This is a genomic window from Ochrobactrum sp. BTU2, from assembly GCF_024539785.1.
Lineage (GTDB): Bacteria > Pseudomonadota > Alphaproteobacteria > Rhizobiales > Rhizobiaceae > Brucella > Brucella anthropi.
In genome coordinates, this window is sequence record NZ_JAHWRG010000002.1 from 505,685 (window position 1) to 522,681 (window position 16,997).

The window sequence follows — 16,997 nt, forward strand, 5'->3', positions numbered from 1 at the left end:
TCGACCGAAGCAGTACAGATTCAGTGCTACGCGACGATGACAGAAGCATGTCACCAATGTGTCAATTCGGATGACTGGACCTTATCCTCTTCAAAAAGCTTTTAATTTTAAGAGATCAAATTATGCGAAAGGCAGGGACTGTTCAACCCGGCGGGTTAGCGGGCGGCCCGTTCGCGCCGCCAGCCGAGGAATTCCTCCAGAATTATGAGACCTGCACCGATTGTAATGAAGGTGTCGGCGAGGTTGAAAACTGCGAATGACCAGGTTGGCAGGTGAAACAGAATATAATCTACGACGTAACCGTGCATCACGCGGTCGATAAGATTGCCGATGGCGCCGCCGACGACAAGTGCAAAACCGTAGCGTGCGAAGATGCGGTCCGGCGCGTTGGTCCACCACAGGTAAAGTACGAACAAAATAACTGCTGCGGTGATTGCGACCAGTCCCCAATCATGCAGCCATGCCAGCATGGAAAAGGCGATGCCCTCATTGTGCGTACGAAACAAGGCAAGGAACGGTAGCAGGTCGATCTGCTGGCCGTAGCCCATCCGCGTTTCCACCAGATGTTTGACACCCTGATCGATCAGTATGGTGAGAACAACGACGAACAGTGAGGACCAGACTGCGTGTCGCTTCATCCGGAAACCCTTTCATCGAGCGTGAGTGCGTCGCGACGAATTTCGTAGAGCATGACGCCGGTGGCAATTGCAAGATTGAGGGAATCTGCACGGCCTGCCTGCGGAATGCGAGCAAGCTTGTCGCAAGTATCGGCCAGACTGTCCGGCAGGCCCTGCTGTTCGTTGCCCATCATCAGCACGACCGGCTTGTTGGCATAGGGAATGGTGCGATAGTCGACCGCACCTTTCAGATGGGTGCCGACGACAAGGCCCGAAATGTCCTTGCGCCAGTTGAGGAAGTCGGCTTCCGTCACTTTATAGAGCGGCATGGAAAAGACCGAGCCCATCGTGGCGCGCACGGTTTCCAGCGAATAGGGGTCGGTGGTGTCGCCGATCAAAATGATGCCCTTGGCGCCGACCGCATCGGCGGTACGGATGACAGTGCCCAGATTGCCGGGATCGCGCACGCGGTCGAGCGCGATATAAACATCGTTGTTCTTCGGCTTGAGGTTTGCGAGCGGGCGATATTGCTGTTCGAAAACACCGACCACCATTTGCGGGTTGTCGCGGCGGGTAATGGCAGCCATGATCTTTTCAGTCACTTCCAGCACCAGCCCGCCCTTGGCGAAGGTGCGGGCGGCAACCTGCTCGACCATCTTGTTGCCCTTGCCGGACTTGGCGAAGACCAGCGTCTTGATGCGCCAGTCCTGTTCGAGCGCGTCGATGACGAGCTTCAGCCCTTCGGCCAGAAACACGCCCTGCTGGTCGCGGAATTTTTTCAGCGCCAGCGAGCGGAGATCTTTCACGATAGGGTTGGTGAGGCTGGTGACTTCCTTCACCTGACCTACCTTGGAATATTCGGCACGAGAGCCGCCTTTGGAAAAATCGTCGTCACGGCTCATTTTGCTACCCAGCGGCTGAACATGGATGTGGAAAGCGCGCGTCCTCCCGACTGATCGGCGGAACGTTCGCGCAGAATAAGTTCGCCCGATTCGACTGTACCACCAAGGCCGGTGAAACGGTCGCGCATCAGTTCGTGAATGGCGAAGAAGGATGCGCGGATCGAATAGGCAGTCAGGATGACGGCGAGCGGTTTTGGCGTCAGGATGGACCGGCATGTATCGACCATTGCGGGCAGATGCTCGAACAACTGCCAAACCTCGCCGCTCGGTCCGCGCCCATAGGCAGGCGGATCAAGCAGGATGATGTCATAGAAACTGCCGCGCCGTTCCTCACGCTGAACGAATTTCATCGCGTCTTCACAGATCCATCGGATTGGCTTGTCCGAAAGCCCGGCCATTTCCTGATTTTCACGCGCCCAGAGAATGGCCTTCTTGGAGGCATCCACATGGGTCACTTCCGCACCTGCACGTGCCGCTACCAGCGAGGCGACGCCCGTATAGCCGAAAAGATTGAGCACCTTAACGCTGCGTCCAGACTTTACCCCATCTCGGATAAGCCCATCCATATAGGACCAATGCGCGGCCTGCTCTGGGAACACGCCGACATGGCGGAACGAGGTGAAACGGCCATGAAAGGAAATGCCATCGTGCTGCATCGGCCATGTTTCGCCGAGCGGCACTTTCGGAAAGGCCCAGCGTCCCATACCTTCCTCGTCGGTGTTGCCGGTGAAGACGGCGTCGGCCTGATCCCATTCCCTTTGTGGCAGGCTTGGCAGCCAGATTGCCTGACCTTCCGGGCGGACGATCCGATAGGGACCATATTGCTCGAGCTTCAACCCGTTGCCGCTGTCGAGAAGCGCATAATCGGGCGAGGGTTCCGTTTCGAGGATGAGCGGCAGTCGTTCTCCCGGGCGTGCGCCGGCATAAGGCTTGATTTCGCGAAGCGGAGTAGCGGGCTTGTCGTCTACGGGCTTGGGTGCGGCCTTGGCGAATTGGGGACGCGGCTTTTTGAAAGACGAGCCTTTATTGTCAGACTTGCCATCAAATCGGCCTTCAAATTTGCTTTCTGAACGCGGCGCATCATGTCTTGCGCGCTCGAAACGACGGTCCTGTTTGCCGCCCGACGGCTTTTTGCCTTTTCCCTTTGGCGCTTTCACCCGAAACTCCAATCATCATGATTGGGGTCTAGGTAGGATAAACAGGGCCGGTGTGAAAGGGGAAAACGACGTTCAATCGCGCTTCGACCATGAAAACCCGGAAGTTTTGCCTCCGGGTTTGAGAATAGCAGGTGTTTCAGGAGTTCACGACCGGCATATTGCGCTTTTCGGCGGCGGTGCTCCGTTCAAGCAGGCGCGCAGCTTCCTGCTTGTACATGCGCTCCTTGCGGCGGTGCTTGCCTTGTGTGAGCCACGTCACCAGTGAGCCAATGACAACGCCGAGAAGAAGCGCGCCGAACAGCCACAGAAACAGAGGCGCATTATAGGACAGAGCGGGATTGCCCGGATTGAACGGATCGATCGTAAACTGCACCGATGCGCGATTGGCAACCGACAACGCAATCAGAGCCACTGCAAGCGGCACGAGAACGATGATGGCGATGATGCGTTTTGCCGCCATGATGTTTATCAGACTGCGCCGTTGAGACGGTCGCGCAGTTCCTTGCCGGTCTTGAAGAAGGGAACCCACTTTTCTTCCACATCCACCGTTTCGCCGGTGCGCGGATTGCGACCGCTGCGGGCAGGGCGGTTCTTCACCGAAAAGGCGCCGAAGCCGCGCAGCTCAACACGATTGCCTTCGGCAAGAGCGTTTGTGATCTCGTCGAATACCGCGCCCACGATGTTTTCGACATCGCGCTGAAAGAGATGCGGATTACGGCTGGCGATAATCTGAACGAGTTCCGATTTGATCACGGCTTTAAACCCCTGTTCTTCTGTTTGTTTCATCCGGTATCTACCGGATATTGTGTAAGTTTACCTGGCTGGCGTCAATTCGCTTCAGGCGTACCGTCAACGTGCCAAACCGAAAGAAGTCCGTCAAGAAAGATGCGTTCCTTGGCGATCTGCTTCAACATGCCGTCTGCTTCCTGCGGCACGCGAAGAAGGCGTGCACCGGCATGAATGATAAGATCGCGCAGCGAGAAACCCGTTTCACTGCTGACCGGCTTCCATTCCAGACGCGGCAAATCTTTGGAAAGCCCCTTGCTCGCAAGCCAGGCGACCGCTTCCTCTTCACCGCCCAATCCGTCGATCAATTTTTTATCGAGTGCCTGTCGCCCTGTAAAAACCGCGCCATTGGCGAGGGCCAGCGCCTGTTCATGTGTGAACGAACGGCGTTTTTCGACAATGTCCACGAACCACGCATAGGAATCCATGATCATATTGCGGATCATGCCCTTGGCTTCTTCGCTGGCCGGGCTGAAATAATTGGGTTCCGCCTTGAGTGGCGAGGATTTGATGGTTTCGACCTTCACACCGATCGTATCGAGAAGCTTTGAAACATCTGGATACTGGAACAGGACACCAATCGAGCCGACGATGGATGTCTGTCGTGCCACGATGTGGTCCGAAGCGCTGGCAATCATGTAACCGGCGGAAGCTGCAAGGGTTCCTACCTGCGTGACGACCGGCTTTTTCTCGGCAATCTTGCGCACGGCTTCGAAAATCGCTTCGCCGCCCACCGTCGTTCCACCGGGCGAATCGAGAACCAGAATCACGCCTTTGACGGCGTCATCCTTGGCGATCTTGTCGAGACGCTTCAGCAATTCCTCATTCTCGAAGATGGTGCCTTCGATACGAACCTTGGCAATGTGCGGCTGGTTGAAGTTGGTGCCGCGCATGGACCATGAAGCGAAGACGGCAATCAGGGCGGCGATCAGAAGCAGGAAGGCCCCACGCCAGATCGTCAGCTTTCTGCGCAATTTCCGGCGTTCGATAATTGCTTCGGCGTCTTGAGCCATTCCCGTCCATCCGTTCGTTCAAATCGCGCGGCTTGCGCCCCGCAGTTCACCTTGTGCCCCGAATGAGGGCACGCGGCAAGTATCTTCGAAAAATAGGTCTGGTTAGAGATAGTGCCTGAAATACATATTGTAATGAAGCTGTCCGAGATTCTTATGTTCGTTGCCAGATCAGCTTTGGCGGCTGCAATACGCACAGCTGTAATTTGACCGAGTTTTGTGGTATCAAAGAGTTGAATAGCATCCTGCTTAATTCGGTGGGGTGTCAATTGGGCTGAAGTATCAAAGGCATAGGCCGTTCCTGCTTGCTGTTTGCGAGGCGGGTGCGGTATTTTGCGCGGTATAAAGCTATTGAGCGACCGATTATTTCACCCCAAATAAACCTTATTGAAATGAAAAAGCGCGACACACACGCGCTGATTATCGAGTTTTACGAAAGCCGTTGAGGAATTGAACGCCACATGACCGCCGACACCACAGATAGCCATGCGCCGCAGAACGCGACTGCTCAAGGTCGCGGCACGGGTGGCATGCGTTTTGGTGCGTCGGAGAAGGCCGAGACGCTTTTTCATGCTGCACAGCGCCATTCGATCCGCGTTCGCGTTCTGAAGACAGCCCTCCCTGTCGCCGCAATCATCGTGGGAGCGGTATTCTCTTGGTACACGTTCCTTGCGACGCCGAACGCGCCCGTTAAGGTCGAAGTGAACAATGGCGGCGAAAGCGGAAAGCTTGTCATGACGAGCCCGCACCTGAATGGATATACCAAGGATAACCGCCCCTATTCAATGACCGCTTCCAAGGCGACGCAGGATGCAAAGAACAGCGGTGCGATTTCGCTTGAAGGCATTTCCGCGGAGCTGCCGGTTGGTGACAAGGGCACGGCCAAGGTCGAGGCAACGTCCGGTGTTTACGACAATGCCAATGGGCGTTTGCAACTTGATAAGGACTTTACTGTTACGACAGACGACGGTTTACGTGCGGTGCTGCGTTCTGCGGACGTAAATCTCAAGAGCGGGCAGATCACCACTGACAAGCCCGTGGATATCCGCAGCGGCAGCACGCATATTCTGGCCGACAGCATGCAGGTCAAGGACAACGGCAAGGTTCTGATTTTCGAGAACAAGGTTCGAATGACTGTTGACGGCAGCGTTGTTTCGCCCAACAAGGCTCCCTGAAAAGGGCGCCTGATTTGAGGATAGGGGAAGCGTTCGGACCGATTCATATCTGTGCGGCGCGGTTGAGTACATTCTGAAACCGGTCCTCGGATCGAAATGTGCTCGAAAACAGATTGTTAGAGCGTGATTCTGATGCAATCGGAATGGTACAGGCTCTAAGCCGCTTTTTTGATCGCATTTTGCGATGCTGAATGTTCCCATTTGGCCGCAAAGTGCTTAATGTTGCGTCTGACCGCATGTCGACCCAGGGATGGTCGAATGCTTCGGGGAGCTGAAATTATATGGAACGCGAGACGGGCAAGATGAACAAGGGTACGATGGCCCGCACTTTGCGGATGGGATTTGCAGTTCTGGCGCTCGGCATTGTCGCGGCTCCGACAGTTTCACTGGCGCAGGAAGGCGCAGCCGTGAACGGGCTGAAGCTTTCCAACAGCAAGGCGCCCGTCAAGATCGACGCTGACAAGCTGGAAATGCGCGACAAGGAAGGCATTGCCATATTCACCGGTAATGTTGCCGTTTCGCAGGGCGACGCCCTGTTGAAGGCAGGCCAGATGACAGTCTATTACAACAAGGCCAAGAAAGACGGCGAAGCACCGGCCCCGGAACCGACAAGTGCTGGCGTGGGCGGCCTCGATTCATCGAGCATCGATCACATCGACATTTCGGGGAAAGTCTATCTCAAGTCCGGGACGCAGGTCGCAACTGGTGATACCGGGCGTTATGATGCGAAAAACCAGGTTATGGTTCTTCAGGGGCAGAAAGTGGTTCTGACCGATGGCGACAATGTCGTGACCGGTTGCAAGCTGACGGCGCATCTCGATACGGGCCGCGCCAATGTCGAAAGCTGCAAGGGCCAGACCAAGGGTCGCGTATCGATTATCATGGCCCCGAAAGATCAACAGCAGGGCGGTGCTGCGCCCAAGCAGAACTGACCGGAGCAGGCGTGGGATTGTTCTGGAACAAGAAGGCCGACGGGCCGCAAGACGCATCGCAAAATGTGAACGCACCATCCGATGTCGCGGGCGCTATGCCCGGCCAGCCGGGTAAGTCGACGCGTCTCAAAGGGACGCTGGTGGCACGCGGTCTCTGCAAGAGCTATCGCGGCCGGCAGGTCGTCAATGGCGTGTCGTTCGGTGTGCGTGCTGGCGAAGCTGTCGGTATTCTGGGGCCGAACGGCGCAGGCAAGACCACTTGCTTCTATATGGTGACAGGCCTCGTTCCGGCTGATGCCGGTTCCATCGAGATCGACGGTTTCGACGTCACGTCTATGCCGATGTATCGCCGTTCCCGTCTTGGCATAGGCTATCTGCCGCAGGAAGCGTCCATTTTCCGTGGCCTTTCGGTGGAAAACAACATCAAGGCTGTGCTGGAAGTTGTGGAGAAAGATCGCTCCAAACGCGCTTCCGAGCTGGATGCGTTGTTGGAAGAATTTCACATCGCTCATCTGCGCAAGGCGCCTGCCATTTCGCTGTCCGGCGGCGAGCGCCGTCGTCTCGAAATTGCGCGTGCGCTGGCATCACGCCCAAACTTCATGCTGCTCGATGAGCCTTTTGCTGGTGTCGATCCGATTGCCGTTTCGGATATCCAGCAACTCGTTCGCCATCTGACAAGCCGCGGCATCGGTGTTCTGATTACCGACCATAATGTGCGTGAAACGCTCGGCCTTATCGACCGCGCCTACATCATTCACGCCGGTCAGGTGCTGACACATGGTCGTCCTGCCGAAATCGTTGCCAATCCCGACGTGCGACGGCTTTATCTCGGCGACCAATTCACACTTTAATATTCGGCATTTTCATATCGTTTCAGGCTCCTATGGAAATGCCTTCATTCTGACCAGCCATCGGTTTGAGCCTGTTATGTTCTGCACAAAGTTACAGAAAGTGCCGCTGAACCGCGACTATTTCCCCTTTTGTCCCCAAACCGCACATTCTGAATTGACAAGCAAGGTTCATACCAGTTTTCATTCAAATACGCTTTCAGCCTGAAACGGCTGCGAGCGCACGGCTTATTCCTCTGTATGGGCTCAGGTCCCATGTCGATGAGTGCCGTCTGAAGGCCAGATTGCTGTCAAGAATATCTCGCGCGTTGACCATGTGTTCCGCGGTTATTGACAGGGTTTAACGGGGGAGAATAACGCGTCGCATGGCTCTGTCGCCCAAGCTCGATTTCCGTCAATCGCAATCGCTGGTGATGACCCCCCAGCTGATGCAGTCGATCAAGCTGCTGCAGATGACGCATATGGAGCTGGAGCAATTTCTCGACATTGAAATCGAAAAAAATCCGCTGCTGGATCGAATTGAGGCAGCGAATGATGATTTTTCGGGCGCTGAATCAGCACGAGACGGCGCTGAAACCGGCGGAGAGGATGCGGCGTCGGATGACTTGTCGGATGGCGACTGGTTCAAAACAGGCGCTTCGGATAATGCCGAAAATCTCTCATCCACCTTCGACAGCTCACTTGAAAATATCTTTCCGGATGATCCGGGTCGCTTCGACGAGATCGGTCCCGATCTTGCCGCGCAATGGAAATCGTCCGTCGGTGACGGATATGTTTCAGGTGGCAGTTACGACATCGATCAGGTTACGGCCAGCCGGATTTCATTGAGCGAGCACGTGGCGGAACAGATCACGCTGACTTTTTCCAAAGCGGCAGACCGGTTCATTGCGACGGCGCTCGCCGATGCACTGGACGAGAGCGGCTATCTGCGTGTCGATATTGTCGGTCTGGCCCAGAATCTTGGCGTGGAAACCGTCGAGATCGAGCACGTTCTTGGAGTGATGCAAGACTTTGATCCGGCAGGCCTTTTTGCCCGTGATCTGCGGGAGTGTCTGGCGATACAGTTGCGTCTCAAGGATCGGTTCGATCCGGCCATGGAGGTGTTGATCGACAATCTCGATCTTCTTGCACGGCGGGATTTCGCGACGCTCAAGAAGCTGTGCGGTGTCGATCAGGCCGATATTCTCGATATGCTGACCGAAATCCGTATGCTCGATCCAAAGCCCGGTGCTTTGTTCGAAATCTCCGTGGCCGATGCCATTGTGCCGGACGCACTGGTTACACCGTCGCGTGACGGTGGCTGGACTATTGAACTCAACGCAGCCGCAATGCCACGTCTTATCGTCAACAATGAATATTATGCAGAGGTGAGCACCTCGGTCAAAGCCGAAGAAAAAGCATTTCTCTCGGATTGCATGCAGACTGCGAACTGGCTCGTACGCAGTCTCGACCAGCGCGCGCGCACCATTCTCAAGGTAACGCAGGAAATCGTCCGGCAGCAGGACGGCTTTCTGCGCCACGGCGTGACCCACTTGAAGCCGCTCAACCTGCGCACGGTTGCCGACGCGGTCGGTATGCATGAATCGACCATCAGCCGCGTGACGGCGAACAAATTCATGGCCACGCCGCGTGGCGTGTTTGAACTGCGCTATTTCTTTACGGCCTCCATTGCCTCATCCGAAGGCGGCGACGCTCATTCGTCGGAGAGCGTGCGCCATCGTATTCGGCAGATGATCGACGCCGAAAAGTCCGACGACGTACTGTCTGATGATGCCATCGTGGATGCTCTGAAGAAGGACGGTGTGGATATCGCGCGAAGAACGGTCGCAAAATATCGGGAATCGATGAATATTGCTTCATCGGTTCAGCGCAGGCGTGAAAAGAAGGCAAGATTGTCAGCTTCCTGATTGCGTAGAGCATTTTGCAGTCAGGTGGCATCACCTGACGTTGCATAAATGCGGTAATACAGACAGATAGAGCGGAAGCGCGAACGAATGTGAGCGCATTTCGCTCTAGCCAAAATGGTTCCACAGATTGCGCTGAGAAGGGACCGTTTTAAATCACCGATTGTACCTCTAGGGCCTTATTCCCGTATTCGAATAGGGGAGAATGCTCTAAAATTTTGGATCTGTAGCGCTGCTCTTTCAGAAAAATTCGATCTCGATTTGTGGAAAGATCAGCATTGCAAGAGGACCAACTGGCAGGAGGACCAATTGACAAGCGCCATTTCACCCAATAGAAGCCCGGCTCGCGTTGCGGCACGTGTCTGGACGCCCTCATTTCCAGGGCTTCCTGATAAGTCGTCAGCGTGAATTGGCGAGATGTCAGCAGAAGCACTTGTGTTTCTACGATCGAAAATACGCCAAAGCAGAATTGAAGCATGTCTCCTCAAAGTAGAACCGGTTTGGGGAGGAAGACATGGGTTGGACGTTTCCGCCGAATGCGTTTTGCAGACAACGTCCGATAATATCGCTGTAATTTCTGGAAGAAATTGCGGTTGTCCATATGTTTGAAGGAAGGGCAATGTGGCGTTCCGGGAAAATCGGGCCAGGAAAACCAGGCCAGGAAAACCGGGCCGGAAAAATCCGGGCAACGGACCAGCTACTGGGGCGTTACTTAAAAGAGCAATGTGCGGCAACCATCCCGTAAAGGGGCTATTGATTGGAGCAGTCACGACTTCGACGGCTTTTTGGAAGGTGTTTCAACGCCTCATCGGAAAGTGCGCCTGGCAAGCGTGCATGCACCATGAATTTAGTTGGAAAACGCACAGGACGAAAAGCATCTTTGATGCTGGTTCGCTTTGCGCTTCGCTCGCCTTGTGATTAGACTGAGTCCTGTGGTGTAACGCAAATGAGGTGTGCCAAATGACTCTGCGTGTATCTGGAAAGCATATGGACGTCGGTGAAGCTTTCACAACCCGGATCATTGATCGGGTGAATGAAGCAGTCGGCAAATATTTCGATCATGGCTTTTCCGGACAGGTTACGGTCACCAAGTCCGGTTCGCGTTACAGTGCGGATTGCACCTTGCACCTCGATAGTGGTGCAACTCTGCAAAGCACTGGCGACGCGCAGGATCCGCAGCTGGCTTTTGAAGCGGCCGCGGACAAGATCGAAACCCGCCTTCGCCGCTATAAGCGTCGTCTGAAATCGCGCCCGGCTACGCAGCCAGATGCGATCTATGATGACGTTGCATATCGTGTTATGGCACCGCTGTCGGAGGAAGAGGAGGATCTTCCGGCGGATTACGCGCCGACAATTGTTGCGGAATCGTCCGTCGCCCTGCGCACCATGTCGGTGGCGTCGGCGGTCGTGGAACTGGATCTGATCGAGAACCCGGTTCTGGTATTCCGCAATGCCGGCAATGATGAAGTTAACATCGTCTACCGTCGCGCGGACGGCAATATCGGCTGGGTCGATCCATCGATGGTCACCCGCCAGGCCGCGCCACGCGCCTGACGGCAAACCTGAAGCGCACGCAGCAGATCGCGATTAGGCGGCCGCGTGCGCTTCCCAAAACCGGGCCGCAAAGGCCTGATTGAAGAAGGAACGGAGAGAATGGATCTTAGTGATCTGATTCAGCCTGGGGCGATTATCCCGGCGCTGAAAGCCAGCTCCAAAAAACAGCTTTTGCAGATTCTGTCTGAAAAGGCTGCGGAACTGACCGGTCTCCCTGAGCGTGAAGTTTTCGAAACAATTCTCCAGCGTGAGCGCCTCGGTTCTACCGGGGTGGGCAATGGCGTTGCCATTCCGCACGGCAAGCTGGCGAACATCAACAAAATAGCCGGAATCTTCGCTCGTCTGGAAACCCCGGTCGATTTCGAGGCGCTGGACGATCAACCCGTCGATCTTGTTTTTCTGCTTCTCGCGCCGGAGAATGCCGGCGCGGATCACCTGAAGGCACTCTCGCGCATCGCCCGTATGCTGCGCGATGCCGATACGGTTGCCAAATTGCGCGGCACACATGACGCGCAGGCGCTCTATTCATTCCTGACAGCTCAGCCTGCTTCCAACGCCGCCTGAGTTCAAATAGTTTCTCGTAGACAAAACCGCCGTTCAGCTTGAACGGCGGTTTTGTTTGTTTGCTCGCAGAAACGAATTGGCAGGGAAGGAAAAAACAGTCCGAGCAGAAGCATATTTCTTCTGCCTCAAGACGACTTGCGGCATTTGTATACGCCACGATCTTCCGTACTGATTTCATACGGAAGCGCGATACCGGCGATGGCCGGTATCGCGTCTATCCTTAGTGCAGCATTACCGTGCGCAGTTCATGGTCTTGCGCGCCTTGTAGCGCGGTGGCGCGGACATCGGAGAGCACGATTGGCTCACCGCTGGCGCCAAAAAGCGCCCAGAGCTCAAGGCCCGGCTCTATCGGTGGGAGGGCAGGGAAGCTGCGGGCAAGGTCATCTGAACGGATCTTGCGCACATAGGCAACTTCACCTTCGCCGAGATGGGCGAATTCATTTTCGGTGAATATATGTCTGTTCATGGTCTTAGCCTCCATTTCGTCGGCATGTCATTTGCGACCATGCCGCATCAGAGCTTCACATTTTCAGTATAGCGGTATTGTGCTGAACAAAAACTGAACAAGCTCAGTCTTTCACCGCTATGCTGATTCGTTTAACCAGCCGTTCGGGTTCGGGGCGGTCGAGATCGATGGCCAAAAGGCCGTTTTTCAGGTCGCAACCGAGAACCCGCATACCGTCTGCCAGGACGAAAACGCGCTGGAACTGTCGGGCAGCGATGCCACGATGCAGAAATTCCCGTTCGGTATCGTCGGTCTGGCGTCCGCGGATGACGAGCTGATTGTCTTCCGTCATGACTTCGAGGTCTTCGCTGGCAAAACCGGCCACCGCCAAAGTGATGCGCAGACGTTCGGAACCCGTCTCGCCGCGCAGGCGTTCAATATTGTAGGGCGGATAACCGTCGCCGGATTTTGCGATCCGTTCCAGCGTTTTTTCCATCGTGTCGAATCCGAGCAGCAAAGGGCTCGAAAACGGTGTCATTCTTGTCATTGCATCAGTCCTTGATGAGAAGCGACCGTTATGAAGAGAACCCTTACGGCGTATCTCCTCGCTAACTGATATGGCTTGTGAAAAGCCTGACTTCAAGGGCCAATCCGGATTCCTTCGTTTCAACTTAAAACGAAGGAGAAGTTCAGGATACCCGGCAATATTAGGGTCAGGACCGATTAATTTGATGGAAATGGCACCTGAAATGACAAGGGCTGCTAGGAGAGACGCGAAGAACGGGGTGGTTTCCCCGGTCAAGCGGTTCGACGCAGCAGATCGCCAGTCATTTCGGTGTCCAGAGGATGTGGTCCATCCACCCGGCTACTTTGTCGAAAAAGCTCGAAAATGAACCACATTTCCTTCGCCTTTTCTCCTCGTATCCGAATGGATGGCCTCACACCATTTTCACCAAATTAATAGGTCCTGACCCCAGGGTGTTGCTATCGGCGTGCTTCTGAAAGCGCTGCACCGAAAGCGGTTGCGAAACTTTCGCGATCATCCTGGGAGAGGAAGTTTCCGATCGCGACACTCGCTTCACGGCTCTCCACGCTCATACCGGTAATTCCGATATCCGGCTTTCGTGCAACCTTGAACCGTATCCAGAACGGATTGAAACGATGCGCAGTCATCTTGCCGGACGCTGCATATTTGCGAATATGCAGGGCAGAGCGGGACACGGAGATTTCCTCACGCGCGCGAGCAGACCGGTAATTCCAGCGAAAAGCCAGATAGATCAGCAGTACATCGAGACCGAAAAATCCGAAGATCGGCCATGCGCCGATGGACCAGAAAAGAATACCGACGAACATCCAGCAGCCGATCAGAGCGCTCATCAATATGGTGAAGCCCGTACGTCCCAGCGAACGATAGGGGGTGAGGAGAGCTTCGAAAATGGGTTTGTCGAACCGATCAGGTTCTGCGCCGTCTGGGTGATGCATAGCATTCAGGTCGTCTGGCAGATTGTCCCGGCCTATACTGGCCTGCGGCAAGCTGCTGATTGTTTTGTCGATCAAGAAACTATTATAGAGACGGAATGGAAAAGGCCAAAATCAAATCGCCTGTGAACGTTTCTGCCGCCACCCGCCCTCAACGTCGGGTGCGTGGTACGCTTTATACGGCCGATGAAATCCATGAGATATTTCGCCGTTTCTCCATTCAGAGACCGGAGCCGAAGGGCGAGCTTGAGCATGTGAATGCCTTTACGCTTCTTGTCGCCGTGGTTTTGTCGGCACAGGCCACCGATGCCGGGGTCAACAAGGCGACGCGCGGGCTCTTCGCAATTGCCGATACGCCGCAGAAAATGCTGGCGCTGGGCGAAGAGAAAGTCGGCGACCACATTCGCACCATTGGTCTTTGGCGGAACAAGGCAAAGAACGTCATTCTCCTGTCCGAAGCCTTGATCCGCGATCATGACGGAGAAGTGCCGGGGGACCGGGACGAACTGGTAAAGCTGCCGGGTGTTGGCCGCAAGACGGCCAATGTGGTGCTGAATATGGCTTTCGGCCAGCCGACAATGGCGGTGGACACGCATATCCTGCGCATCGGCAATCGGATTGGTCTTGCTCCGGGAAAAACGCCAGAGGCCGTGGAAGCCATCCTCGTCCGGGTCATCCCCGCAGAATACATGCTTCATGCGCATCACTGGCTGATCTTGCATGGGCGTTACGTGTGCAAGGCGCGCAAGCCGGAATGCGAGAAATGTGTGATTGCCGATATCTGCAAATATCCGGCGAAAACCTGCGACATTCCTGCGCCGCTTATCCCCTTGCCGCCGCAGGCGTGAGCCGGGCTTCGCGTTGCGAGACAGCCTTGTGCAGATGGACCATCATCGTTGCCGCAAAAAGCGGTGTCAGCAGATTGACGATGGGGATAGCCATGAAGCCTGCAATCAGCAGCCCGGCCAGGAAGACGGTTACGCTATAATGTGACCGTAGCGCCTTGGCCTCGGCTTCGGAATGATAACGCATAGCGGCAAACTCGAAGAATTCCCGCCCGAGCAGATAGGCATTGATGACGAAGAAGGCGATCAGATTGACGCCGGGTATGAACAGCATGAACAGGGCGACGATGTTGCCGAGGATGACGATACCGAGGAATTTCAGCGAAACAACGATAGAGCGGCCGGTCGGCAAAGGCGTACCGGGTGGATCGTTCGGATAGTCTTCACGCTCGACCACTTCGGCGACGTCATCGAGAAACAGACCTGCCACAAGTGCAGTGACAGGTGCGATCATCAATGCGAGAACAAGCGCCAGACCAAGGCCTGCAACAATAGCGGCAACGATACCAAACCAGCCTGCCCATTCCGGCATGCCGGGCAGTATCTGCTCCATCCACGGCCAGGCAAAAGTAAAAAAGATTTGACGAACTGCCGCCCAAAGACCGATCAGCAGCAACAGCGTCAAACCGAGAGTTTTCCAGAAAACTGCACGCAATTCTGGCGTGGTCAGGCGTTTCAGAGCTTTCAATGCAGCATCCAAGATCATTTTCGACCCAATTCCGACTGTAGACGAAGATGGAAATAGGTATGCCTTCATCTTGGCGCAAGCTGCACTACCCACAATGCGGGAGGCTTGCAGGGTAGCCAAAGGGGTTTCAAACCGCTAAACCGGCACCCACATGACTGCCGCATATCCGGCCCAACGCATGTCGCGGAAAAGTGCATAGCGACTTTTCCGATGACGATCTGTTTTGCCGGATAGGAGACTAATCAAAAGGGGAGCTTCTCGCGCTCATGGCCACATTCGACGTTCTTTGCATCGGCAATGCCATTGTCGATATTCTTTCGCGCACTGATGACTCTTTTCTGGAAACGAATGGAATCGTCAAAGGCGCGATGAACCTGATCGATGCAGAGCGTGCTGAATTGCTCTATGGCCGGATTGCAGGTCCGGCAACAGAAATGTCGGGTGGCAGTGCCGGAAATACCGCAGCAGGTGTGGCAAGCCTTGGCGGACGCTCGGCCTATTTCGGCAAGGTTGCGACCGATCATCTGGGCCGTGTTTTCGCGCATGATATCCGCGCGCAAGGCGTTGCATTCGACACCCGTCCGCTGGAAAAGGGATCGCCGACTGCTCGCTCCATGATTTTCGTGACGCCGGATGGCGAACGCTCGATGAACACCTATCTCGGTGCCTGCGTGGAACTCGGACCGGAAGATGTCGAAACCTCCAAGGTGTCCGATGCGAAGGTGACCTATTTCGAAGGCTATCTGTGGGACCCGCCGCGCGCGAAGGAAGCCATCGTCATGGCATCGAAGATCGCGCACGAAAAGAAGCGCCAGATGGCGATGACGCTTTCCGATCCGTTTTGTGTCGACCGGTATCGCGAAGAGTTTCTGGAACTCATGCGCTCGCGCACTGTCGATATCGTTTTCGCCAATGAGGATGAGGCCAAGTCGCTCTATAAGACGAAGTCGCTTGAAACGGCGATTGCCTCCATGCGCATGGACTGCGCGCTTTCGATCATCACCCGTTCGGAAAAAGGTGCGGTCGTCGTCACACCTGACCAGACCTTGACTGTCCCAGCCATTGAAATCGACGCGCTGGTCGATACGACCGGCGCAGGCGATCTCTACGCAGCTGGTTTCCTTTACGGTTATACGAACGAGCGTTCACTGGAAGATTGCGCCCGTCTTGGTTCATTGGCGGCGGGGCTTATTATCCAGCAGATGGGGCCGCGTCCGCAGCTCAGCCTGCAGGCCGCTGCAGGCCAGGCTGGCCTTGTTTAAGATTTATTCCGGCCTGATGATCCGGTCGCGCTGAAGCTCTTCTTCAGTGCGTCCGGGGCGGCTTTTATAGACGGGCAATGTCCAGCCGAAATAAAGTGCGCCGCCGCGAATGAGAAACGCGGTCAGAGCCGCTGCAATCGCACATATAGCTGGCTCGACCTGCAACCAGGCAAGCAGGACATAGAGACACGCACCGGCAAGCGAAGCCGTGACATAGATTTCGCGACGCATTAGCACGGAAGGCTCGCCCGCCACCATATCGCGCAATATGCCGCCCAGAGTGGCTGTTGAAATGCCGGTCACAATGGCGACGGATGGTCCGAAACCGAGCGCCAGTCCCTTGGCTGCACCTATTACGGTATAGGCGGCCATACCAATGGCATCGAGCCAGAGCAGGACTCGATAGCGCGACTCGACCATGTGTGCGGTGAAATAGACAAAGATAGCCGCCAGCGTACCCGCCAGCAGATAAGTCGGCTCGACAACCCAGAAAACCGGTGCACCGAGGACGAGATCGCGGAACGTTCCGCCGCCAATACCGGTGATATTGGCAAGGAACAGAAAACCGATGATATCGAGCTGGCGTCGCGATGCTGCAAGAGCGCCGGTCGCAGCGAAAACGAAAACGCCTGCGAAGTTCAAAAACTCAGGAATCGTCACGCTGCAGCTCTCCTCCACACTTCCAGTGACAATTTTTCACCGGTTCGCGCCAATAGCAATATGCACCTTAGAGCATAATCCGACCGGAGTGAAACGAGGATCGATAAGATTATGATTAAAATAGAATAGGTTAGACCGCTGATCCGATCCAGTCAGATCGAAATGCGCT

General features: G+C 55.2%; 19 protein-coding genes. 8 read left to right on the top strand and 11 right to left on the bottom strand.

Translation table 11 applies throughout. The annotated features are described in order from the left end of the window. Positions 1-155: 155 nt before the first annotated feature. From lspA to sppA, 6 genes are all read right to left on the bottom strand, one after another. Positions 156-638 carry a signal peptidase II gene (gene lspA, locus KWJ32_RS07040; protein ID WP_010657996.1) on the bottom strand — a complete coding sequence of 161 codons (483 nt, stop codon included), beginning with the start codon at positions 636-638 and terminating at the stop codon, positions 156-158. Beyond that, positions 635-1,519, bottom strand: coding sequence for an RNA methyltransferase (locus KWJ32_RS07045; protein WP_011982366.1), 885 nt, complete (start codon positions 1,517-1,519; stop codon positions 635-637). Before KWJ32_RS07045 ends, lspA begins: the two co-directional genes overlap by 4 nt. Beyond that, on the bottom strand, positions 1,516-2,676 hold the full coding sequence (locus KWJ32_RS07050) for a class I SAM-dependent rRNA methyltransferase (RefSeq protein WP_011982367.1): 1,161 nt from the start codon (positions 2,674-2,676) through the stop codon (positions 1,516-1,518). The genes KWJ32_RS07045 and KWJ32_RS07050 overlap by 4 nt, the downstream gene beginning before the upstream one ends. Positions 2,677-2,812: 136 nt before the next feature. Then, positions 2,813-3,136 carry a LapA family protein gene (locus KWJ32_RS07055; protein ID WP_010657999.1) on the bottom strand — a complete coding sequence of 108 codons (324 nt, stop codon included), beginning with the start codon at positions 3,134-3,136 and terminating at the stop codon, positions 2,813-2,815. 8 nt (positions 3,137-3,144) lie between these two features. Further along, positions 3,145-3,429 (bottom strand): integration host factor subunit beta, encoded by a 285-nt coding sequence (locus tag KWJ32_RS07060; RefSeq protein WP_004687882.1) that lies wholly within the window; start codon positions 3,427-3,429, stop codon positions 3,145-3,147. 74 nt (positions 3,430-3,503) lie between these two features. Continuing rightward, positions 3,504-4,475, bottom strand: a complete 972-nt coding sequence (gene sppA / locus KWJ32_RS07065; RefSeq protein WP_011982368.1) for a signal peptide peptidase SppA — start codon at positions 4,473-4,475, stop codon at positions 3,504-3,506. Positions 4,476-4,933: 458 nt separating this feature from the next. On the opposite strand from sppA, the gene lptC reads away from it, so the two are divergent. The 6 genes from lptC (at position 4,934) to ptsN (ending at position 11,449) form a co-directional block, all read left to right on the top strand. Beyond that, positions 4,934-5,647: an LPS export ABC transporter periplasmic protein LptC gene (gene lptC, locus KWJ32_RS07070; RefSeq protein ID WP_011982369.1), complete on the top strand. Its 714-nt coding sequence runs from the start codon at positions 4,934-4,936 to the stop codon at positions 5,645-5,647. 281 nt (positions 5,648-5,928) lie between these two features. Further along, the gene (locus KWJ32_RS07075; protein WP_011982370.1) at positions 5,929-6,579 is read left to right on the top strand and encodes an LptA/OstA family protein; all 651 of its coding nucleotides are present in this window, start codon (positions 5,929-5,931) and stop codon (positions 6,577-6,579) included. A 95-nt stretch (positions 6,580-6,674) separates the two neighbouring features. Next, positions 6,675-7,430 carry an LPS export ABC transporter ATP-binding protein gene (gene lptB, locus KWJ32_RS07080; protein WP_029375854.1) on the top strand — a complete coding sequence of 252 codons (756 nt, stop codon included), beginning with the start codon at positions 6,675-6,677 and terminating at the stop codon, positions 7,428-7,430. A gap of 362 nt (positions 7,431-7,792) precedes the next feature. Next, positions 7,793-9,334 (top strand): RNA polymerase factor sigma-54, encoded by a 1,542-nt coding sequence (gene rpoN, locus KWJ32_RS07085; RefSeq protein ID WP_011982371.1) that lies wholly within the window; start codon positions 7,793-7,795, stop codon positions 9,332-9,334. A 957-nt stretch (positions 9,335-10,291) separates the two neighbouring features. Further along, positions 10,292-10,885 carry a ribosome-associated translation inhibitor RaiA gene (gene raiA / locus KWJ32_RS07090; protein ID WP_010658005.1) on the top strand — a complete coding sequence of 198 codons (594 nt, stop codon included), beginning with the start codon at positions 10,292-10,294 and terminating at the stop codon, positions 10,883-10,885. Between the two features lie 99 nt (positions 10,886-10,984). After that, positions 10,985-11,449, top strand: coding sequence for a PTS IIA-like nitrogen regulatory protein PtsN (gene ptsN / locus KWJ32_RS07095; protein ID WP_006465889.1), 465 nt, complete (start codon positions 10,985-10,987; stop codon positions 11,447-11,449). A gap of 220 nt (positions 11,450-11,669) precedes the next feature. On the opposite strand, the gene KWJ32_RS07100 is transcribed toward ptsN, so the two are convergent. The 3 genes from KWJ32_RS07100 to KWJ32_RS07110 form a co-directional block, all read right to left on the bottom strand. After that, positions 11,670-11,915, bottom strand: coding sequence for a DUF1150 family protein (locus KWJ32_RS07100; protein ID WP_010658006.1), 246 nt, complete (start codon positions 11,913-11,915; stop codon positions 11,670-11,672). Positions 11,916-12,018: 103 nt separating this feature from the next. Then, positions 12,019-12,441 carry an Hsp20 family protein gene (locus KWJ32_RS07105; RefSeq protein ID WP_010658007.1) on the bottom strand — a complete coding sequence of 141 codons (423 nt, stop codon included), beginning with the start codon at positions 12,439-12,441 and terminating at the stop codon, positions 12,019-12,021. A gap of 437 nt (positions 12,442-12,878) precedes the next feature. Continuing rightward, the gene (locus KWJ32_RS07110) at positions 12,879-13,376 is read right to left on the bottom strand and encodes a DUF2244 domain-containing protein (protein WP_011982372.1); all 498 of its coding nucleotides are present in this window, start codon (positions 13,374-13,376) and stop codon (positions 12,879-12,881) included. 95 nt (positions 13,377-13,471) lie between these two features. On the opposite strand from KWJ32_RS07110, the gene nth reads away from it, so the two are divergent. After that, complete coding sequence (gene nth / locus KWJ32_RS07115; protein ID WP_094514689.1) at positions 13,472-14,221, top strand: endonuclease III; 750 nt, start codon at positions 13,472-13,474, stop codon at positions 14,219-14,221. Here the strand turns inward: nth and KWJ32_RS07120 are convergent. Beyond that, positions 14,196-14,924 carry a sulfate transporter family protein gene (locus tag KWJ32_RS07120; RefSeq protein WP_011982374.1) on the bottom strand — a complete coding sequence of 243 codons (729 nt, stop codon included), beginning with the start codon at positions 14,922-14,924 and terminating at the stop codon, positions 14,196-14,198. The genes nth and KWJ32_RS07120 overlap by 26 nt on opposite strands. Before the next feature lie 248 nt (positions 14,925-15,172). Here KWJ32_RS07120 and KWJ32_RS07125 point away from each other — a divergent pair, with 248 nt between their 5' ends. Further along, a complete protein-coding gene (locus tag KWJ32_RS07125) occupies positions 15,173-16,168 on the top strand; it encodes an adenosine kinase (RefSeq protein ID WP_010658011.1) in 996 nt (331 codons plus the stop codon). Positions 16,169-16,171: 3 nt separating this feature from the next. Here the strand turns inward: KWJ32_RS07125 and KWJ32_RS07130 are convergent, their stop codons facing one another. Further along, on the bottom strand, positions 16,172-16,828 hold the full coding sequence (locus KWJ32_RS07130) for a trimeric intracellular cation channel family protein (protein ID WP_010658012.1): 657 nt from the start codon (positions 16,826-16,828) through the stop codon (positions 16,172-16,174). Positions 16,829-16,997 lie beyond the last annotated feature (169 nt).